The organism is Tardiphaga sp. 862_B3_N4_1 (assembly GCF_051811085.1).
Lineage (GTDB): Bacteria > Pseudomonadota > Alphaproteobacteria > Rhizobiales > Xanthobacteraceae > Tardiphaga > Tardiphaga robiniae.
The window spans coordinates 2,490,708-2,505,676 of the sequence record NZ_JBPWQB010000001.1 but is presented as its reverse complement, the minus strand read 5'-3'; the positions used below and the strand labels follow the sequence as shown (position 1 = coordinate 2,505,676).

Genomic DNA, 14,969 nt, shown 5'->3' with positions numbered 1-14,969 from the left:
TTCCTTCTAGCCGCCGAGCCACTTCGCCGGCACCATCACGAGCGACGGAAACAGCGTCAGCAGCGCCAGCACCACCAATTGTGCGATCATGAACGGCCAGACGCCGCGCATGATCTCGTCCATGCTCACCTTCGCCACGCCGCACACCACATTGAGCACTACGCCGACGGGTGGCGTGATCAGTCCGATCGCGTTGTTGATGATGAACAGCACCCCGAAATAGACCGGGTCGATGCCGGCCTCGCGGACGATGGGCATCAACACGGGCGTCAGGATCAGGATGGTCGGGGTCATGTCGAGTGCGGTGCCGACGATGACGACAATGATCATCAACACGATCATCAATAGCGTCTGGTTGCCCATGAAGGGACGGGCCAGTTCGACGATCTGGCCGGAAATTTCGGCCACCGTGATCAGCCATGACGACACCAGCGCTGCCGCGACCAGGAACATCACCACGGCGGTGATCTGGGCTGAACTGATCAGGATGTTCATCAGCTGCGCCAGTGTTAGCTCGCGATAGACGAACGTTGCCACGATGAAGGAATAGACTGCGACGACGACGGCAGCTTCGGTCGGTGTGAAGATGCCGAAGCGGAGGCCGACGATGATGATCATCGGCAACATCAAGGCCCAGAAGCCGTCGATCAGCGCGCGAAAGATCTGCGCCAGGCTCTGGCGCGGCGGGCTCACCGAGTTCTCGTTGCGTGCAACCCACCACCAGGCAAAGCACAGGCTGCCGCCGAGCATCAGGCCCGGCACCACGCCGGCGAGAAACAATTTTGAGATGGAAACGCCGGCGGCAACGCCGAAGATCACGAATCCGATCGAAGGCGGGATCACCGGCGCGATGATGCCGCCGGCGGCGACGAGGCCGGCTGCGGAGGCGCGGTTATGCCCGGCCGCAACCATCATCGGGACCAGCAATGCGCCGAGTGCGGCGGCGTCGGCGACGGCCGATCCGGACAGCGATGCCAGGATGCACGAGGTCAGGATCGCGACGTAGCCGAGGCCGCCGCGCAGATGGCCGACCAGGGCGATGGCGAAGTTCAGGATGCGGCGGGCAAGGCCACCTGTGTTCATGATCTCGCCGGCCAGGATGAAAAACGGCACCGCCATCAGCGGGAAGGAATCGACGCCATTGATGACGTTCTGCGCGATGATCTGGGAGTCGAATATATCCAGATAGGTCATCAGCGCGACGCCGCAGATGATCAGGGCGAATGCGATCGGCATGCCGATGGCCATCGCGCCGAGCAGCGAGAACGTGAAGATGCTGATGGTCATCGGCGGTCGTTCCCGTTGGCAGGGGCGGGCGCCGCAGGGACATGCTCCTCGGATTCACTGATGGTGATCAGCTCCGACGTGGCGAGTTGGCCGCTGAACAGGCGATAGAGGTCATGCAGCAGGATCGGGATCGAAGCGACGCCGAAGACGAGACCTGCGGCGTAGAACAGGCCGACGGAGAGACCGGAGGCGGGCGCCGTCGTGTCCCAGTTCAGCACCGTCTGTTTCCACGAGCCTTCGGTGAGCAATACAGAGGCGTAGAGCATCAGCGCGTGACTGAGCGCGTAGCAGATCTTGCGGCCCATCGGCGACAGCAGCTTCACGAAACTGTCGACGCCGAGATGGGCGTGTTCGCGGAGGCCGACGATGGCGCCGAGAAACACCATCCAGACGAACAGCCAGCGCGACAGTTCTTCGGAGATGGCGATGCCGGAGTTGAAGACGTAACGTAGAACTACATTGCCGAATACCAGGACCACCATGGCGGCAAGCAATACCGCCATGACGATCTTGATCGACCGGTAATAAGCTTCGACGATCCTGCTTGTCGCAGTAGTTGATGAAGCGGGCATGGATGCTTTCGCAGTGAGCGTGGGGTCGCCGCGTAGTGACGGTTGGTGATGCGCGGCTCACTCAGTCCTTGTGAACGCGCTCAAGTTCACTATTGAACAGCTTGACGATCTCCTGATCGTAGTCGGCGGAGAATTTTGCCGCGATCGGCTTGGTCTTGTCGCGCATCTTCGCAAGCTCGGCCGGAGCGATCTCGTTGACCTCCATGCCCTTGGCCTTTAGCTCGCCGATGGAAGCCGCTGCGGCATCGCGGCTGACCTTGCGCTGATAGTCGCGGGCCTCGTTGGCAGCATCCTGCAGGATCTTTTGCTCGTCCTTGGTGAGCTTGTCCCAGAACACCTTGCTGACCAGGATGATGTTGGTGGAGTAGGTGTGGTTGGTGACGCTGAGATATTTCTGCACCTCGTAGAACTTGTTCGACAGGATCACCGAGAACGGATTTTCCTGGCCGTCCACCGTGCGTGTTTCCAGCGCGGTGTAGAGTTCGGAGAAGCTCATCGGCACCGGATTGGCGTTGAACGCCTTGAAGGTCTCGAGATAGACCGGGTTCGGGATCACGCGGATCTTGATCCCGTCGAGGTCTTCACCCTTGGTGATCGGGCGGCGGCTGTTGGTGACGTTGCGAAAGCCGAGATCCCAATAGCCGAGACCGATCAGACCCTTCTCCGGCAGCTTGGCAAGCAAAGCCGACCCGAGCGGGCCGTCGAGTAGCGCGTCGGCCTGTTTCGGTGTCGACACGATGAACGGGAAATCGATCAGCCCGTAGTCCTTGACGATGCCGACCAGCGAGGTCGTGGCGGGCGACTGCATTTCCTGAGTGCCGGCGCGCAATGCCGACTGCTGCTGCATCTCGGAGCCAAGCTGGTTGGCGGGATATTCGCGCACCTTCATCTTGCCACCGCTCTTGGCCGCAACGAGTTCGGTGAACTTCTGCACGCCCTTGCTGACGGGATGATCGGTGTTGTTGAGGTGACCCCAGCGGATCGTGCGCTCCTGCACCTGCGCGGATGCAGGGCCGCCGGCGATGGCGAGGGTGGCGGCGATAGCGGCAAGCCAGACAGCGGACTTCGGGTGTACGGACATGTTGAAGCTCCCTTGGATGGTATTTTTACTTCTTAGCGTCACCGTCATCTACGACAAAACAAAAATCAACCGATATTTTACATTATCTATGATGATTTGTGTCTGAGGCGCGGGGTGATGTATGGTGGCGCAGCGCGACCATTCCTCGTCACCAGGACCTTTCATGCTGGATACCCCCATTGCGGATCGCGCCGGAGAGACCGTCGGCGACAGCGCCTATCGGCGTATCCGCAACGACGTGATTTTCGGCACGCTTGAGCCCGGCCAGAAGCTGAAGCTGGAGAAGATGAGCGTCGCCTACGGCACCAGCGTCTCGACGCTGCGCGAGACACTGAACCGGTTGTGCTCGGAAGGCTTCGTCGTCGCCGAAGGCCAGCGCGGCTTCGAGGTTTCGTCGATCTCGGCAACCGAATTCCAGCAGATCGCCGAATTGCGCGAACTGCTCGAGGGCCATGCCATCGAGCAGTCTTTCAAATCAGGCGATCTCGATTGGGAAGCGCTGGTGGTCTCGGCTCATCACAAGCTGTCCGCCATGGAAAAGGCCATGCTGGCCGGCGACAAGTCGAAGACCGAGGCCTGGAAGCAGTGCGACTGGCAATTTCACCGCGCGCTGATCGCGGCCTGCGGCTCGCAGGTACTGCTCGATGCGTTGTCCGCGGCCTACGACAAGTATCTGCGCTACCAGATGCTGGCAGTGGTGTTTCGCGGCGAGGTGGCCGCGGTCGAGCATCGCGAGCTGATGAACGCCGCGCTGGCACGGGATTCCGCGAAGGCGCGAAAACTGCTGCACACCCACATCCATGACTGCGTGAAACATGCGCTTGGCAATTCGGATTGGCTGAGACCGGCTCCGTCGCGGCAGCAGACCATCCAGCAGCGCAGGAAACCGAAAACCTAGAACGGCTCGTCGCTGGGAGTCCGTTTCTTCTTTCTTCCCGGACGCTCCCAGACGACACCCGGAAAGCCCTTGAGCGGGACCAGCGGCTCGCCAGTGTAGGTCCACTCCTGCAACTCCTCGATGCCGATATGATAAAGCGGCTGTCGGCCGGTGCGGCTGCCGAACAGCGCGCGGGGAACGTTGACCATGTGCGGCGAGCGGGCGCGCTCGTAAAATAGTGGCGTGCCGCATCGCGCGCAGAAGCTTCGCGCCGTTTCCGACGTCTTGTCTTCAAAGCGTGTGATCTCCGCTTCGCCTGTGGTGACGCGGAAACGCTTGCGCCAGCTTCCGACATAGGTCGCGTAGGCCGCGCCATGCGCCTGCCGTGTTGCGCGGGAATGATCGTGCCAGGCCCAGCGCGCCGGAAAATCGATTTCGAATTGAACCGTGCCGCATAGGCAACGGCCCCTGACCGAACCGCCAGGCGCGATCTTCTCCGGCTTCTTCATTGCGATTGCTCCCGGGGCGCCGCCAGCGCGCTAGCCCAACCCTTTCAGCCATTCCCCCATCTCATGGAGCGCGGTGTTCGCCTTGGGCAGGATCTTGCCCATGGTGATGAAGCCATGGAATTGCCCGGGATAGGTTTTATAGGCCACGGCGACGCCGGCGTCTGACAGGCGCCTAGCATATTCGTCGCCTTCGTCGCGCAGCGGATCGGCGCCGGCGGTCATGACATAGGCCGGCGGGAGGTCCTTCAGGTTCTCCACGCGGGCAGGTGACGCCCGCCAGTTGTCGACGTCGGCCTTGCTGGTGAGATAGTGATCGGCGAACCAGCGGATGACGTTGTGTGTCAACAGGCAGCTCGTTTCCGGCTCGCTGTGTGAGGGATGGTTCATGCGAAAATCAGTGGCGGGATAGATCAGCAACTGGCCGGCGAGCTTGGGCCCGCCATTGTCCCGCGCATCGATGGCCACGATGGCCGCGAGATTGCCGCCAGCGCTGTCGCCGCCGACGCTGATCTGCTTCGCATCCACATTGAGCTGCACGGCATTGTCGGCAATCCAGCGCGTCGCGGCAATGGCGTCGTCGATGGCGGCGGGAAACTTGTGCTCGGGCGCGAGGCGATAGTCGACCGAGATGACGATCATCTGGCCTTCATGGGCGAGGATGCGGCAGACTACGTCGTGGGAGTCGAGATCTCCGATCACCCAGCCGCCGCCGTGGAAGAACACCAGGCAGGGCGACATGCCGTCCTTTTTGCGTAGGGTCTTTGGTGTGTAGAGCCGCACGGGAATAGTGCCGGCCGGGCCGGGCACCGTCATGGATGTCACCGACGCCAGTTCCGGCGGTTCGGGATTGGCGACCGGGCGCGCTTTCAAATACCACTCGCGCGCTTCCTGCGGCGAGATGGTCTCATAGGGCGGACGGCCGGCATCGCGAAAGACGTTGAGAACGGCGGCGGCATCGGGATCGAGAACGACGGGCATGTGATCTGCTCTTGGTTTTCTTGATGTTTAAGCGGAGGTGCGGCCGCCATCGACGGTGTAAGCGGAGCCGGTGACGTAGCTCGCATCGTCGGAGGCGAGGAAGGCCACGATCGGTGCGACTTCCCGGGCGAGGCCGAGCCGGCGCTGCGGCACGCGATCGACGACCTTCTCGACAGGGGCGGGCGCGCCGCGGCCGACGCGTGCGTCCACGATGGCCGACAGCATGCGGCTGTCGATCAGGCCGGGACAAACGCAGTTCACGCGTACATTGGTGCCGGTGCATTCCTGCGCCGCGCTCTTGGTGAGGCCGATCACTGCGTGTTTGCTAGCGCTGTAGACGGCGACTTCGGCCGAGCCGATGACGCCGGCGATGGACGCGGTGTTGATGATCGAGCCCTTGTTGGCCTTCAGCATCACTGGCAGCACGTGCTTCATGCCGAGAAAGACGCCGACCACATTGACGTCGAGCACTCGCCGGAAGTCGGCGAGCGACATCTTCACGATGGGCGCAATCGTGCCTTCGATCCCGGCATTGTTGTAGAAAATGTCGATGGTGCCGAAGCGTTTCACCGTGGCGGCGACATAGCCGATGACGTCTTCCTCGCTCGTCACGTCGGCGGTGAGAGCGAGCGCTTCGGCGGAGGCGGGGAGTTCTGCGACGGCGCGTTTCAAGGCGGCGACATCGCGATCCACCGCGACGATTCTGGCGCCGCGCGCCGCCAGCAGCTTGATGGTCTCGGTGCCGATCACCCCGGCCGCGCCGGTAACGACGGCGATTCTGCCGTCCAGACGGATTCCGTCAGTCATCTTGAACGTTCTCCCCATGCTCCGGTTTGTTCCGGATTGATGGCTGGTCGCGTATCGCGCGCCTGCCTGATGTGGACTATTTCACGGGGAGAATGACCTGACCAGCCGGGCGGTATGGGGAGCAGGGTGCCCTTTCGCCGCCGCATTCGGCGTGTTAACCGGAGGCGATTACGCGGCCATTCTCCTACAATGTCGCGAGCCTGATTCTCGATTGAGCCGCGCCGCATGTTGCGAACCCTGACCATTGCCGGATTTGCGGCCCTTCTGGCCGCCACCTCACTGTCGCCTGCACCTGTGCAGGCGCAGTTCGGTCCGCTGTTCGGCGACACGCCGCCGCGCCCGCCGGGTGCCGTGCCGCGTGGCCAGCAACCCCCGCCGCCCATGGACGACGAGGAAGAGGTGCCGGAACTGCCGCAGGGCCGTCTGTTGCCGACCCGTCCCGGCATGGGCGCACCGCCGCCCGGCGCCGTCCAGTCGCAGCCACTGGCACCACCGCCTGGCAGCAACACCACTATCGTTCCGCAGAACCCGCCGGGGCAGGGACAGGCCCAGCAGCCGGCCGCGCCAGGGCAGCAACAGCCCGGCGTCGCCAACGCGCCGCCTGCCGCCGCTCCCGGTGGCCGCCAGCCGCCCAAGGTGGCGCCGCCGACGCCCGCCACGCTGCAGCCCGGCGATGAAGTCGTTACCGAGCCGCCGGCGCAGAAGATCGTCAACAAGAAGGCGAGCTTCTCGGGCCTCGACAAGATCACCGGCCGCATCATCAATTTCGACGCCGATATCGGCGAGACTGTGCAGTTCGGCGCGCTGCGCGTGAAGACCGATGCCTGCTACACGCGTCCGGCGACCGAGGCGGCGAATACCGACGCTTTCGTCGAGGTTGACGAAATCACGCTGCAGGGCGAGGTGAAGCGGATCTTCTCCGGCTGGATGTTTGCGGCCAGTCCGGGCCTGCACGGCGTCGAGCATCCGATCTACGATATCTGGCTGACCGATTGTAAGCAGCCGGAAGCCACGGTTGCGACGACACAGCCCGACGCACCGCGTGCCCCGCCGCCGGCCCAGAAGCGTGCGCCGCCGAAGCAGCAGCCGCGCGCCCAGCAGCAGCCCCTGCAGCCGCCGCCAGGCTTCCCGGCGTTCCGGCAGTAAGCGTTACGGCGCGTCTTAAGAGGCGCTATTCCGTCCCGCGATAATGTCCAGCACCGTCGCGCCCTTGAGCGGGAAATCCATCGGCAGTCTGTCGAATTCCGCAATGCCGTCGAGCGACGCGTCGAGCAGCTTGCGATAGCGGGCCCGCGGCACTTCCTGTGCGCCGAAGCTCAGCAGGTGATCGGTGACATATTGGGTGTCGAGCAGCTTGAAATCGCCGGCGATCAGCCGGGCGACCAGATGCACCAGCGCCACCTTCGAGGCGTCGCGCGCATGATGAAACATGCTCTCGCCGAAGAACGCGCGGCCGAGCGAGACGCCATAGAGCCCACCGGCCAGCGTGTCGTCCTGCCAGATTTCGACGCTGTGCGCGTGGCCCATCTCATGCAGCTCGCCATAGAGGTCGCGGATGCGCGTGTTGATCCAGGTGTCCTCGCGGCCCGGCTTTGGCGCGGCACATTCGGCCATCACGCGCTTGAAGGCGGTGTTGACAGTCACTGTGAAAACGTCGGAGCGCACGGTGCGGGCGAGGCGCGAGCTGATGCGAAAACCATCCAGCGGAATGACGCCGCGCATCTCGGGCTCGACCCAGAACAGGCCGGGATCGTCGGCGCTTTCCGACATCGGAAAGATGCCGCAGGCATAGGCGCGCAGCAGCAGTTCGGGCGTGACCTCGGAGGAGGCAGAGTCGCGTGAGCTCATGCGGCCAGCATAGCAGGCCGAGGCCGCCCGGGCGACGGTCTCGGCGCTCCACAGGCGCTGAGCGGATTGAGGGGGCATCGGAGGATCGGAATCACGAACCAAGCAATGCTTATGCCCGGCATTTGGCTTACTTATTGGATCGGTCCTGGTCGCGCAGGGCACACTGATGCCAACGCGGGCTGATCAATCTGGAACCGCTCAACAACCGGCCTGGCGCGTCCGATTGTTGCTTGATTGTTCGGACGACGGGCATAGCTATCAGGATGCAGGCAGGGAGCCTGTTCACCATGACGAATATCGTGACAATCGACGGCAAGGCATCGATCAGAACGACAACGCCTCATCGGGTGGTCGTTGTCGGCGCCGGCTTCGGCGGGCTGGAGACCGTATATCGGCTGACCGGTGCCGATATCAGCATCACCATTGTCGATCGCCGCAATCATCATCTGTTTCAGCCGCTGCTGTATCAGGTCGCGACCGCATCGCTGGCGACGTCGGAGATCGCCTGGCCGATCCGTTATCTGTTGCGTGGACGCAAAGATGTGACGACACTGCTCGGCACCGTGACCGGCGTGGATGCGGCGGCGCGCCGGGTGCTGCTCGATGACGGGCAGACGCTGCCCTATGACACGCTGGTGCTCGCCACGGGTGCCGGCCACGCCTATTTCGGCCATGATGAATGGGAGCCGTTCGCGCCGGGCCTCAAGACGCTGGAAGATGCGACCACGCTGCGCCGCCGTATTCTCACGGCCTTTGAGCGTGCCGAACGCGAGAGCGATCCCGTCAAGCGTGCGGCACTGCTCACCTTCGTGATCATCGGCGCCGGACCGACTGGTGTCGAACTCGCCGGCACCATCGCGGAGCTCGCGCGGGTGACGCTGCCGGAAGATTTTCGCAATATCAATACGCGCGAGACGCGCGTGGTGCTGATCGAGGCGGGGACACGCGTGCTCGCTGGATTTCCGGAGGACCTGTCGGCCTATGCACAGCGCTCGCTGGAGAAGCTCGGCGTCGAAGTCGCGCTCGGACATGCGGTGTCGGATTGCAACATCGATGGCGTTGTCTACGGCGACAAGGCACTCGGTGCCAGGACGATCATCTGGGCGGCAGGCGTGCGCGCGTCGCCGGCTGCCGAATGGTTGGGCGTTGCCGCTGATCGCGCCGGGCGTCTGCAGGTCAATCCGGATCTCACAGTGCCGGGTCATCCCGAGATATTTGCTGTCGGTGACACCGTGACCATTGCTGCCCCTGATGGCAAGCCAGTACCTGGCATTGCCCCGGCAGCAAAGCAGGAAGGGCGCTATGTCGCGTCAGCAATCAAGCAACGTTTGCGTGGTGAGATGCCCGCACCGTTTCGTTATTCGCACGATGGCAGCCTCGCACAGATCGGCAAGAAGCTCGCCGTGATCGACTTCGGCCGCGTCAGGCTGCGCGGCGCGCTGGCGTGGTGGATCTGGGGCATCGCCCATATCTATTTCCTGATCGGGCTGCGCAATCGTCTTGCCGTTGCGATCAACTGGCTCTGGATCCACACGCTGGATCAGCGCGGCGCGCGGCTGATCACGCAGGGGCGTGCCGTGGTCGACAGCCAATCCGTGCCGTCGCATAGCGGCGAGGAGAAGCGCGTCAGTTCGGCGCGCTGAAATCTCGGGACGGTTGCCAGGGCGGCTTGGCAAAAATAGATGCCATGGATGCCGCCAAGCGTGGGCCGCGGCTGATCCAGTATGAGAGCGTCGCCTGACTATACGCGCCGGCGAGCTGCGCGCACGCAACGTGCCGGCGATCGGCAGCGGCAGCTTCACTTATGACCTGTCGTCGGCTTGCTCCCCATGCGGTGAAGAAAACCATCCGATAGACCGGCATTTCCTGCCGCTCCACGTCGCATTTGGGGGTGTCGACGCAACGCCGCGCGTGACCCGGCTCCATGACAGCGCGACGTTTGCTGCGGATGCGAAAGGAAAGAGGGGCGCGCTCTAAGATGGTGATACATGCGGCGCAGATCGCGTTGGCGGTTGCTCGCCGGGCAACAACTGGTGTTACGTTGCCGGACGTATTGTCGCAGGTACGGCGGCTCGGCTCGCCGGAGGAGATGCCGTGTCGCTGAGCTGGAAGAAGATTGCACCTCTCGCTGTCTGGCTGGTGCTGTACGTCATCCCGATTCCGGCAGGGCTTGTCGCCAATCAGTGGCATTATTTTGCCGTTTTCGCTGCGGTGATTACCGGCCTGATCCTGGAATCCATGCCCGTAGGCGCGGTCGGTCTGATCGGTCTGACCTTTGCGGGCGTGATGGGATATGTCGAACACGATCCCAACAAGTCGCTGCGCTGGATGCTGAGCGGATTCTCCGAAAGCACGGTGTGGCTGATTGTCGGCGCCTTCGTATTCTCGATCGGCTATCGCAAGAGCGGTCTTGGCAGGCGTCTGGCATTGCTGCTGGTTCGCGGCCTCGGGCGCAACACGGTGGGACTGGGTTATGCCGTTGCGCTGTCCGATCTCGTTCTCGCGCCGGCGACGCCATCGAACACCGCGCGCAGTGGCGGCACGGTCTATCCGATTGTCAGCAACATCCCGAAGATCTACGGATCGGAGCCGGGTCCGACAGCCGGCAGGATCGGAACCTACGTGATGTGGACCGCCTTCGCGGCGACTGCGGTCACGAGTTCGATGTTCCTCACCGCGCTTGCGCCCAATGCGGCTGCACTGAGCATCGCCAAGAAGATCGTGAGCGTGGACGTCGGCTGGTCACAGTGGTTCATCGGCTTCGCGCCGCTCGGCGTGCCGCTGATTTTGCTTCTGCCACTGCTGAGCTACGCAATTTGCCGACCGGAGGTGAAAGAAAGCCCGGAGATCGTGGCGTGGAGCGCGGGTGAACTCGCATCCATGGGCGCGTTGTCGCGTAGCGAATGGATCATGGCCGGACTGGTCGTGCTTGCGATGTTCCTATGGATCACCGGATCCAATCCCGACATCTCGCTGCCGGGCGTCGGTTCGAACTTCATCAATGCGACCATGGTGGTGTTCGTTGTGATCTCGCTGATGCTCGTCACCGGCGTCATCACGTTTTCCGACATCATCGCCGAGAAAGCAGCGTGGGAGGTGTTTTTCTACTTCACATCGCTGCTGACGTTGTCATCCGGCCTCAACGACATCGGCTTCATCAAATGGGCTGCCGCCGGCCTGGCGGCTCCGCTCGCCACATTCAGCCCGACCATCGCGATGATCCTGCTGGTCTCGATCTTCTTCTGGATCCACTATTTTTTCTCGAGCATTACGGCGCACGCGGCGGCGATGCTGCCTGTCGTGCTGGCGGTGGGGTCAAGCATTCCAGGAATCCCGATGTCGACTCTGACATTGCTCTGCATCTACTCGCTTGGCCTGATGGGCGTGATCTCGCCCTATGCCACCGGACCGGCACCGATGTATTTTGGCAGCGGCTATATCGGCAAGGCCGACTTCTGGAAGTTCGGCCTGATCTTCGGGTTGATCTATTTCGCCGGCTTGCTGCTGGTCGTAATGCCCTGGCTGCTGATGATCAACTGAGCCACAGTCCAAGGAAGCGTCGCGTGGTAGGAGGCGCCCGCGTGTCGGTGCATCTCGCTACCTGGTGCCGTAAGCACGATCACCGGCGTCACCGAGACCCGGCTCGATATAGGCGTGCTCGTTCAGCCGATCATCGATCGCCGCGGTCCAGATCGGGACGTCCGGATGATAGCCGCGCAGACGTTCAATGCCTTCGGGCGCGGCCAGCAAGCAGACAAAGCGGATGTCCTTGGCGCCGCGCTCCTTGATGCGATCGATGGCGGCCACCGCGGTGTTTGCCGTGGCCAGCATCGGATCGATCACGATGACGAGGCGTTCGTCGAGATTGGTCGGCGCCTTGAAGAAGTATTCCACGGCCACAAATGTTTCGGGATCGCGGTACAGGCCGATATGCGCGATACGCGCTGACGGGACGAGGCCGATCATGCCTTCGACGAAGGAGAGGCCGGCGCGGAGGATCGGCGCAAATACCAGTTTCTTGCCGGCGATTTCCTTGCCGGTCATCTTCATGATCGGCGTTTCGATCTCGACATCGGTGAGCGGCAGGTCGCGCGTCACCTCGTAGCACAGCAGCATGCCGATTTCGTTGAGCAGTTCGCGAAAGCCCTTGGTCGAGCGGTTCTTGTCGCGGATCAGCGTCAGCTTGTGCTGCACCAGCGGGTGATTAACGATCGTGACGCCGTCCATGAACCTCATCCGTTGCGAGAGTGTAAAACCGTCTTTGATCTAGAAAACCGTACCGTCGCTGATGACCTTCACCGGCGGCGAATGATCCTCGCGGCGCTCGCGCGCCAGGATGCGACCGGCGGCCCATGTGCCACCTTCGAGCACCTTGGCCAACGGCAGCGACGTCGCGTCGAGCTTCAGTCTTTGTCGCAGGCCGCCGGCGACGCGGTCAAGTAGCGCCACGGTCAGCGCCCGCCATTCCACCACCAGCGGCGACGATACGTCGTGCTCACGCGTGGCGTCAGCGGGATCGCGGAATTTCAGGACACCACCATCAACGAAAAGGCCACCATTGCGATATTCGGCCAATCCCGTGAGGCCGTCGATATCGGTCACATCGATGCCTGCGGTCTGCAGCGGTTCGATCAGCGAATAGGCCAGCCATTGCGACAGCTTGTGCAGGGGCACAAGGCCGCTCGTCGCATCCGAGGTCGTCATCGCCGGATGCTTCCAGCAATCGCCGAGCGCGATGCCGTCCAGCGTCAGCCGCGACGGCCAGATCGGACCAAGTTGCAGCAGCAGTTCCGAGAGGATGGTGGGAGCGGGCAGGCGGCCATTGTCAGCCAGCGACGCCAAGCGGTCGAACAACCCACCGGGCCGCGGCGTATCCTTCGTGCCGAACATATCGGGCTTCGACGCCACGTGTTCGCCAAGCCGGCGCAACAGATCGGCGCGGCCGTCGATGCCGACCATTGGATTGGTGTCGGAGACCTGCATGCCGCGCTTGAGATCGCTGACATCGAGCTCTGTGAGCTTGCTGGCATCGGCGCGCAGCGGCTGTGCGGGATCGGCAGAGAATGTGCCGCCGGCGAACATCGCGAGGCTCGCGAGACCGAGACCTTCGGAGCGGCCGATCGCCGCGCCGGTTTTGGGATCGGTATAGCGCCAGGTCGGACCGGCCCCGGCATCGAGAAACACGCTGGTGATGGCGAGATCGAATTCCGCGCGTCCGCGTGCCGCGCGATCAGGCCATGAAATGCCACCCGCGACATCGGCCCAGCGATCGTCGCCGGCATTGACGAAGTGACGCCAGCGCGAATGGAACGGGACATCGAGCGACGGATAGGAGGCGCGCGTCGTGTCCAGCACCAGGTTGATCACGTCGTCCATGCGCGTGAGATCAATACGGAAGTTCGGCAGTTTGTCGTCGAGGCCGAGGTTCAGCATACGTTGCGCACGGGTGCGCACGGCGTGAGCTGACAGTAACGAGAGGGCGGCAGAGGCTTCCGGGGTCTGGGGATTCACTGCTGATATCTCAATACTTCTCGAGCCCGCGACCGACGGAGTCGATCAGATCCTGTGGTGTCACCGGGTCCGGCGTGAAGTAGCCGGCCGCCTTCTTGGCGGCGATCTCCACATGCGCATCGGCCGGGATCATGTCGTCGGGGATCGGCACGCGCTCGACGATCTCGACGCCCTGACTGGTCAACGCATCATGCTTCATGTCGCTCATGGAAATGAAGCGATCGATGCGCTTGAGGCCGAGCCAGTGCACCACATCCGGCATCAACTGCTGGAAGCGCGCGTCCTGCACGCCGGCGACGCATTCGGTGCGTTCGAAATACTGCGCAGCGGCGTCGCCGCCCTCCTGGCGCTTGCGCGCATTGTAGACCAAAAATTTGGTAACCTCGCCGAGCGCACGGCCTTCCTTGCGGTTGTAGATGATGATGCCGAGACCGCCGGACTGGCCGGCGCGTGCGCATTCCTCGATGCCGTGAATGAGATAGGGACGGCAGGTGCAGATATCGGAGCCGAACACGTCGGAGCCGTTGCACTCGTCGTGAACGCGGCAGGTGATCTTGGTCGTGTGATCCGGCAGCTTGCTGACGTCGCCGAAAAGATAGGCGGTAGTCCCGCCGATCGGCGGCAAGAACACCTGCAGGTCAGGCCGCGTCACGAGTTCGGGAAACATGCCCGCGGTCTGTTCGAACAGCTGACGGCGCAGATTGTTCTCGCTGGTATCAAAGCGTTTGGCGAGACCGGGCAGATACCACACGGGATCGATGGCAATCTTGACGACGGAGACGCTGCCATTGGCATGCACAACGTCGCCGTCGTGTTTGAGGCGACCGCCAGCGATCGCGGCCTGCAGCTCGGGCAGATCGAGCCGCGCCTTGGTGATCGCAATGCTCGGGCGGATATCGATCCCTTCGGCGATCTCGGGCGCAAAGTTCTCGGCAACGAGATGACCCCAGGGATCGAGCGATACGATCTTCTCGGGATCGGTCCATTGTCCGAAAGGCCCGACGACAGCAGCGGGATGGGTGTTTGTGAGGTCGGGACGCTTCAGCGGATCAAGCGCGCCGGATGAAACCGCGAGTGCGCGATAGACCGAATAGGAGCCGCCATGGGTGCCAATGACGTTGCGGTCCTGCGGGCGGGAAACGGTGCCGATGACCGGTCCACGTTCGCGTGCGGAGGCTGCGCCCCACTGGATCGGGAAGTGATGCTTGGCGCCCGGCGCAGGATGCGACGTCAGGCGAATATGATCGATCCGGTTGGAACGGCTCATCGCAAAGGCCCCCTAAAATGGCAACGGCCCGTCTGGAAGGACGGGCCTTATTGCTAAGGAAGCAACTAACTATAACTATCTCCCGAACAAATGCAACAGGGAGAAAGACGTGGTAGCCGGGGCGGGACGTCTCGCAAGCTCCGCCGCACCCAATATGCGCCGGTTGCCGACAATTTCGGCGCATTCGGGCCTTGTGTCACGCGATCGTCACGGCGAGCATACGCTTTATCAA

14 protein-coding genes are annotated in these 14,969 nt (G+C 62.8%); 4 read left to right on the top strand and 10 right to left on the bottom strand.

Annotated features, from left to right (window positions below; genetic code table 11):
• Positions 1 to 6: 6 nt before the first annotated feature.
• The 3 genes from AB8B02_RS11800 to AB8B02_RS11790 form a co-directional block, all read right to left on the bottom strand.
• Positions 7 to 1,287 (bottom strand): TRAP transporter large permease subunit, encoded by a 1,281-nt coding sequence (locus AB8B02_RS11800; protein ID WP_068736733.1) that lies wholly within the window; start codon positions 1,285 to 1,287, stop codon positions 7 to 9.
• Complete coding sequence (locus tag AB8B02_RS11795; protein ID WP_439063991.1) at positions 1,284 to 1,859, bottom strand: TRAP transporter small permease; 576 nt, start codon at positions 1,857 to 1,859, stop codon at positions 1,284 to 1,286. The genes AB8B02_RS11800 and AB8B02_RS11795 overlap by 4 nt, the downstream gene beginning before the upstream one ends.
• A gap of 61 nt (positions 1,860 to 1,920) precedes the next feature.
• Complete coding sequence (locus AB8B02_RS11790) at positions 1,921 to 2,940, bottom strand: TRAP transporter substrate-binding protein (protein WP_439063990.1); 1,020 nt, start codon at positions 2,938 to 2,940, stop codon at positions 1,921 to 1,923.
• A gap of 163 nt (positions 2,941 to 3,103) precedes the next feature.
• Here AB8B02_RS11790 and AB8B02_RS11785 point away from each other — a divergent pair, with 163 nt between their 5' ends.
• Complete coding sequence (locus tag AB8B02_RS11785; RefSeq protein ID WP_439063989.1) at positions 3,104 to 3,838, top strand: GntR family transcriptional regulator; 735 nt, start codon at positions 3,104 to 3,106, stop codon at positions 3,836 to 3,838.
• Here AB8B02_RS11785 and AB8B02_RS11780 read toward each other — a convergent pair.
• Genes AB8B02_RS11780 through AB8B02_RS11770 form a run of 3 tightly spaced genes read right to left on the bottom strand, consistent with a single transcriptional unit; the run spans position 3,835 to position 6,111 of the window.
• Complete coding sequence (locus AB8B02_RS11780) at positions 3,835 to 4,326, bottom strand: GFA family protein (RefSeq protein ID WP_439063988.1); 492 nt, start codon at positions 4,324 to 4,326, stop codon at positions 3,835 to 3,837. The genes AB8B02_RS11785 and AB8B02_RS11780 overlap by 4 nt on opposite strands.
• Positions 4,327 to 4,356: 30 nt before the next feature.
• A complete protein-coding gene (locus AB8B02_RS11775; RefSeq protein WP_439063987.1) occupies positions 4,357 to 5,304 on the bottom strand; it encodes an alpha/beta hydrolase in 948 nt (315 codons plus the stop codon).
• 27 nt (positions 5,305 to 5,331) lie between these two features.
• Positions 5,332 to 6,111 (bottom strand): SDR family NAD(P)-dependent oxidoreductase, encoded by a 780-nt coding sequence (locus AB8B02_RS11770; RefSeq protein WP_439063986.1) that lies wholly within the window; start codon positions 6,109 to 6,111, stop codon positions 5,332 to 5,334.
• Positions 6,112 to 6,336: 225 nt separating this feature from the next.
• Between AB8B02_RS11770 and AB8B02_RS11765 the strand changes: the two genes are divergently transcribed.
• Complete coding sequence (locus tag AB8B02_RS11765) at positions 6,337 to 7,257, top strand: DUF2155 domain-containing protein (protein WP_115028915.1); 921 nt, start codon at positions 6,337 to 6,339, stop codon at positions 7,255 to 7,257.
• 15 nt (positions 7,258 to 7,272) lie between these two features.
• On the opposite strand, the gene aat is transcribed toward AB8B02_RS11765, so the two are convergent.
• Positions 7,273 to 7,959: a leucyl/phenylalanyl-tRNA--protein transferase gene (gene aat, locus AB8B02_RS11760; RefSeq protein WP_093758385.1), complete on the bottom strand. Its 687-nt coding sequence runs from the start codon at positions 7,957 to 7,959 to the stop codon at positions 7,273 to 7,275.
• Between the two features lie 287 nt (positions 7,960 to 8,246).
• Between aat and AB8B02_RS11755 the strand changes: the two genes are divergently transcribed.
• Entirely contained in the window at positions 8,247 to 9,602 is a 1,356-nt protein-coding gene (locus AB8B02_RS11755; protein ID WP_439063985.1) for an NAD(P)/FAD-dependent oxidoreductase, read from the top strand.
• A 451-nt stretch (positions 9,603 to 10,053) separates the two neighbouring features.
• Positions 10,054 to 11,499, top strand: a complete 1,446-nt coding sequence (locus AB8B02_RS11750; RefSeq protein WP_439063984.1) for a DASS family sodium-coupled anion symporter — start codon at positions 10,054 to 10,056, stop codon at positions 11,497 to 11,499.
• Between the two features lie 57 nt (positions 11,500 to 11,556).
• Here the strand turns inward: AB8B02_RS11750 and upp are convergent, their stop codons facing one another.
• From upp to AB8B02_RS11735, 3 genes are read right to left on the bottom strand one after another with little or no spacing between them, the layout of a single operon-like run.
• Positions 11,557 to 12,186: a uracil phosphoribosyltransferase gene (gene upp, locus AB8B02_RS11745; RefSeq protein ID WP_089264099.1), complete on the bottom strand. Its 630-nt coding sequence runs from the start codon at positions 12,184 to 12,186 to the stop codon at positions 11,557 to 11,559.
• Between the two features lie 39 nt (positions 12,187 to 12,225).
• Positions 12,226 to 13,470, bottom strand: coding sequence for a URC4/urg3 family protein (locus AB8B02_RS11740; protein WP_439061660.1), 1,245 nt, complete (start codon positions 13,468 to 13,470; stop codon positions 12,226 to 12,228).
• A 10-nt stretch (positions 13,471 to 13,480) separates the two neighbouring features.
• A complete protein-coding gene (locus tag AB8B02_RS11735; protein WP_092143569.1) occupies positions 13,481 to 14,737 on the bottom strand; it encodes a GTP cyclohydrolase II in 1,257 nt (418 codons plus the stop codon).
• Positions 14,738 to 14,969 lie beyond the last annotated feature (232 nt).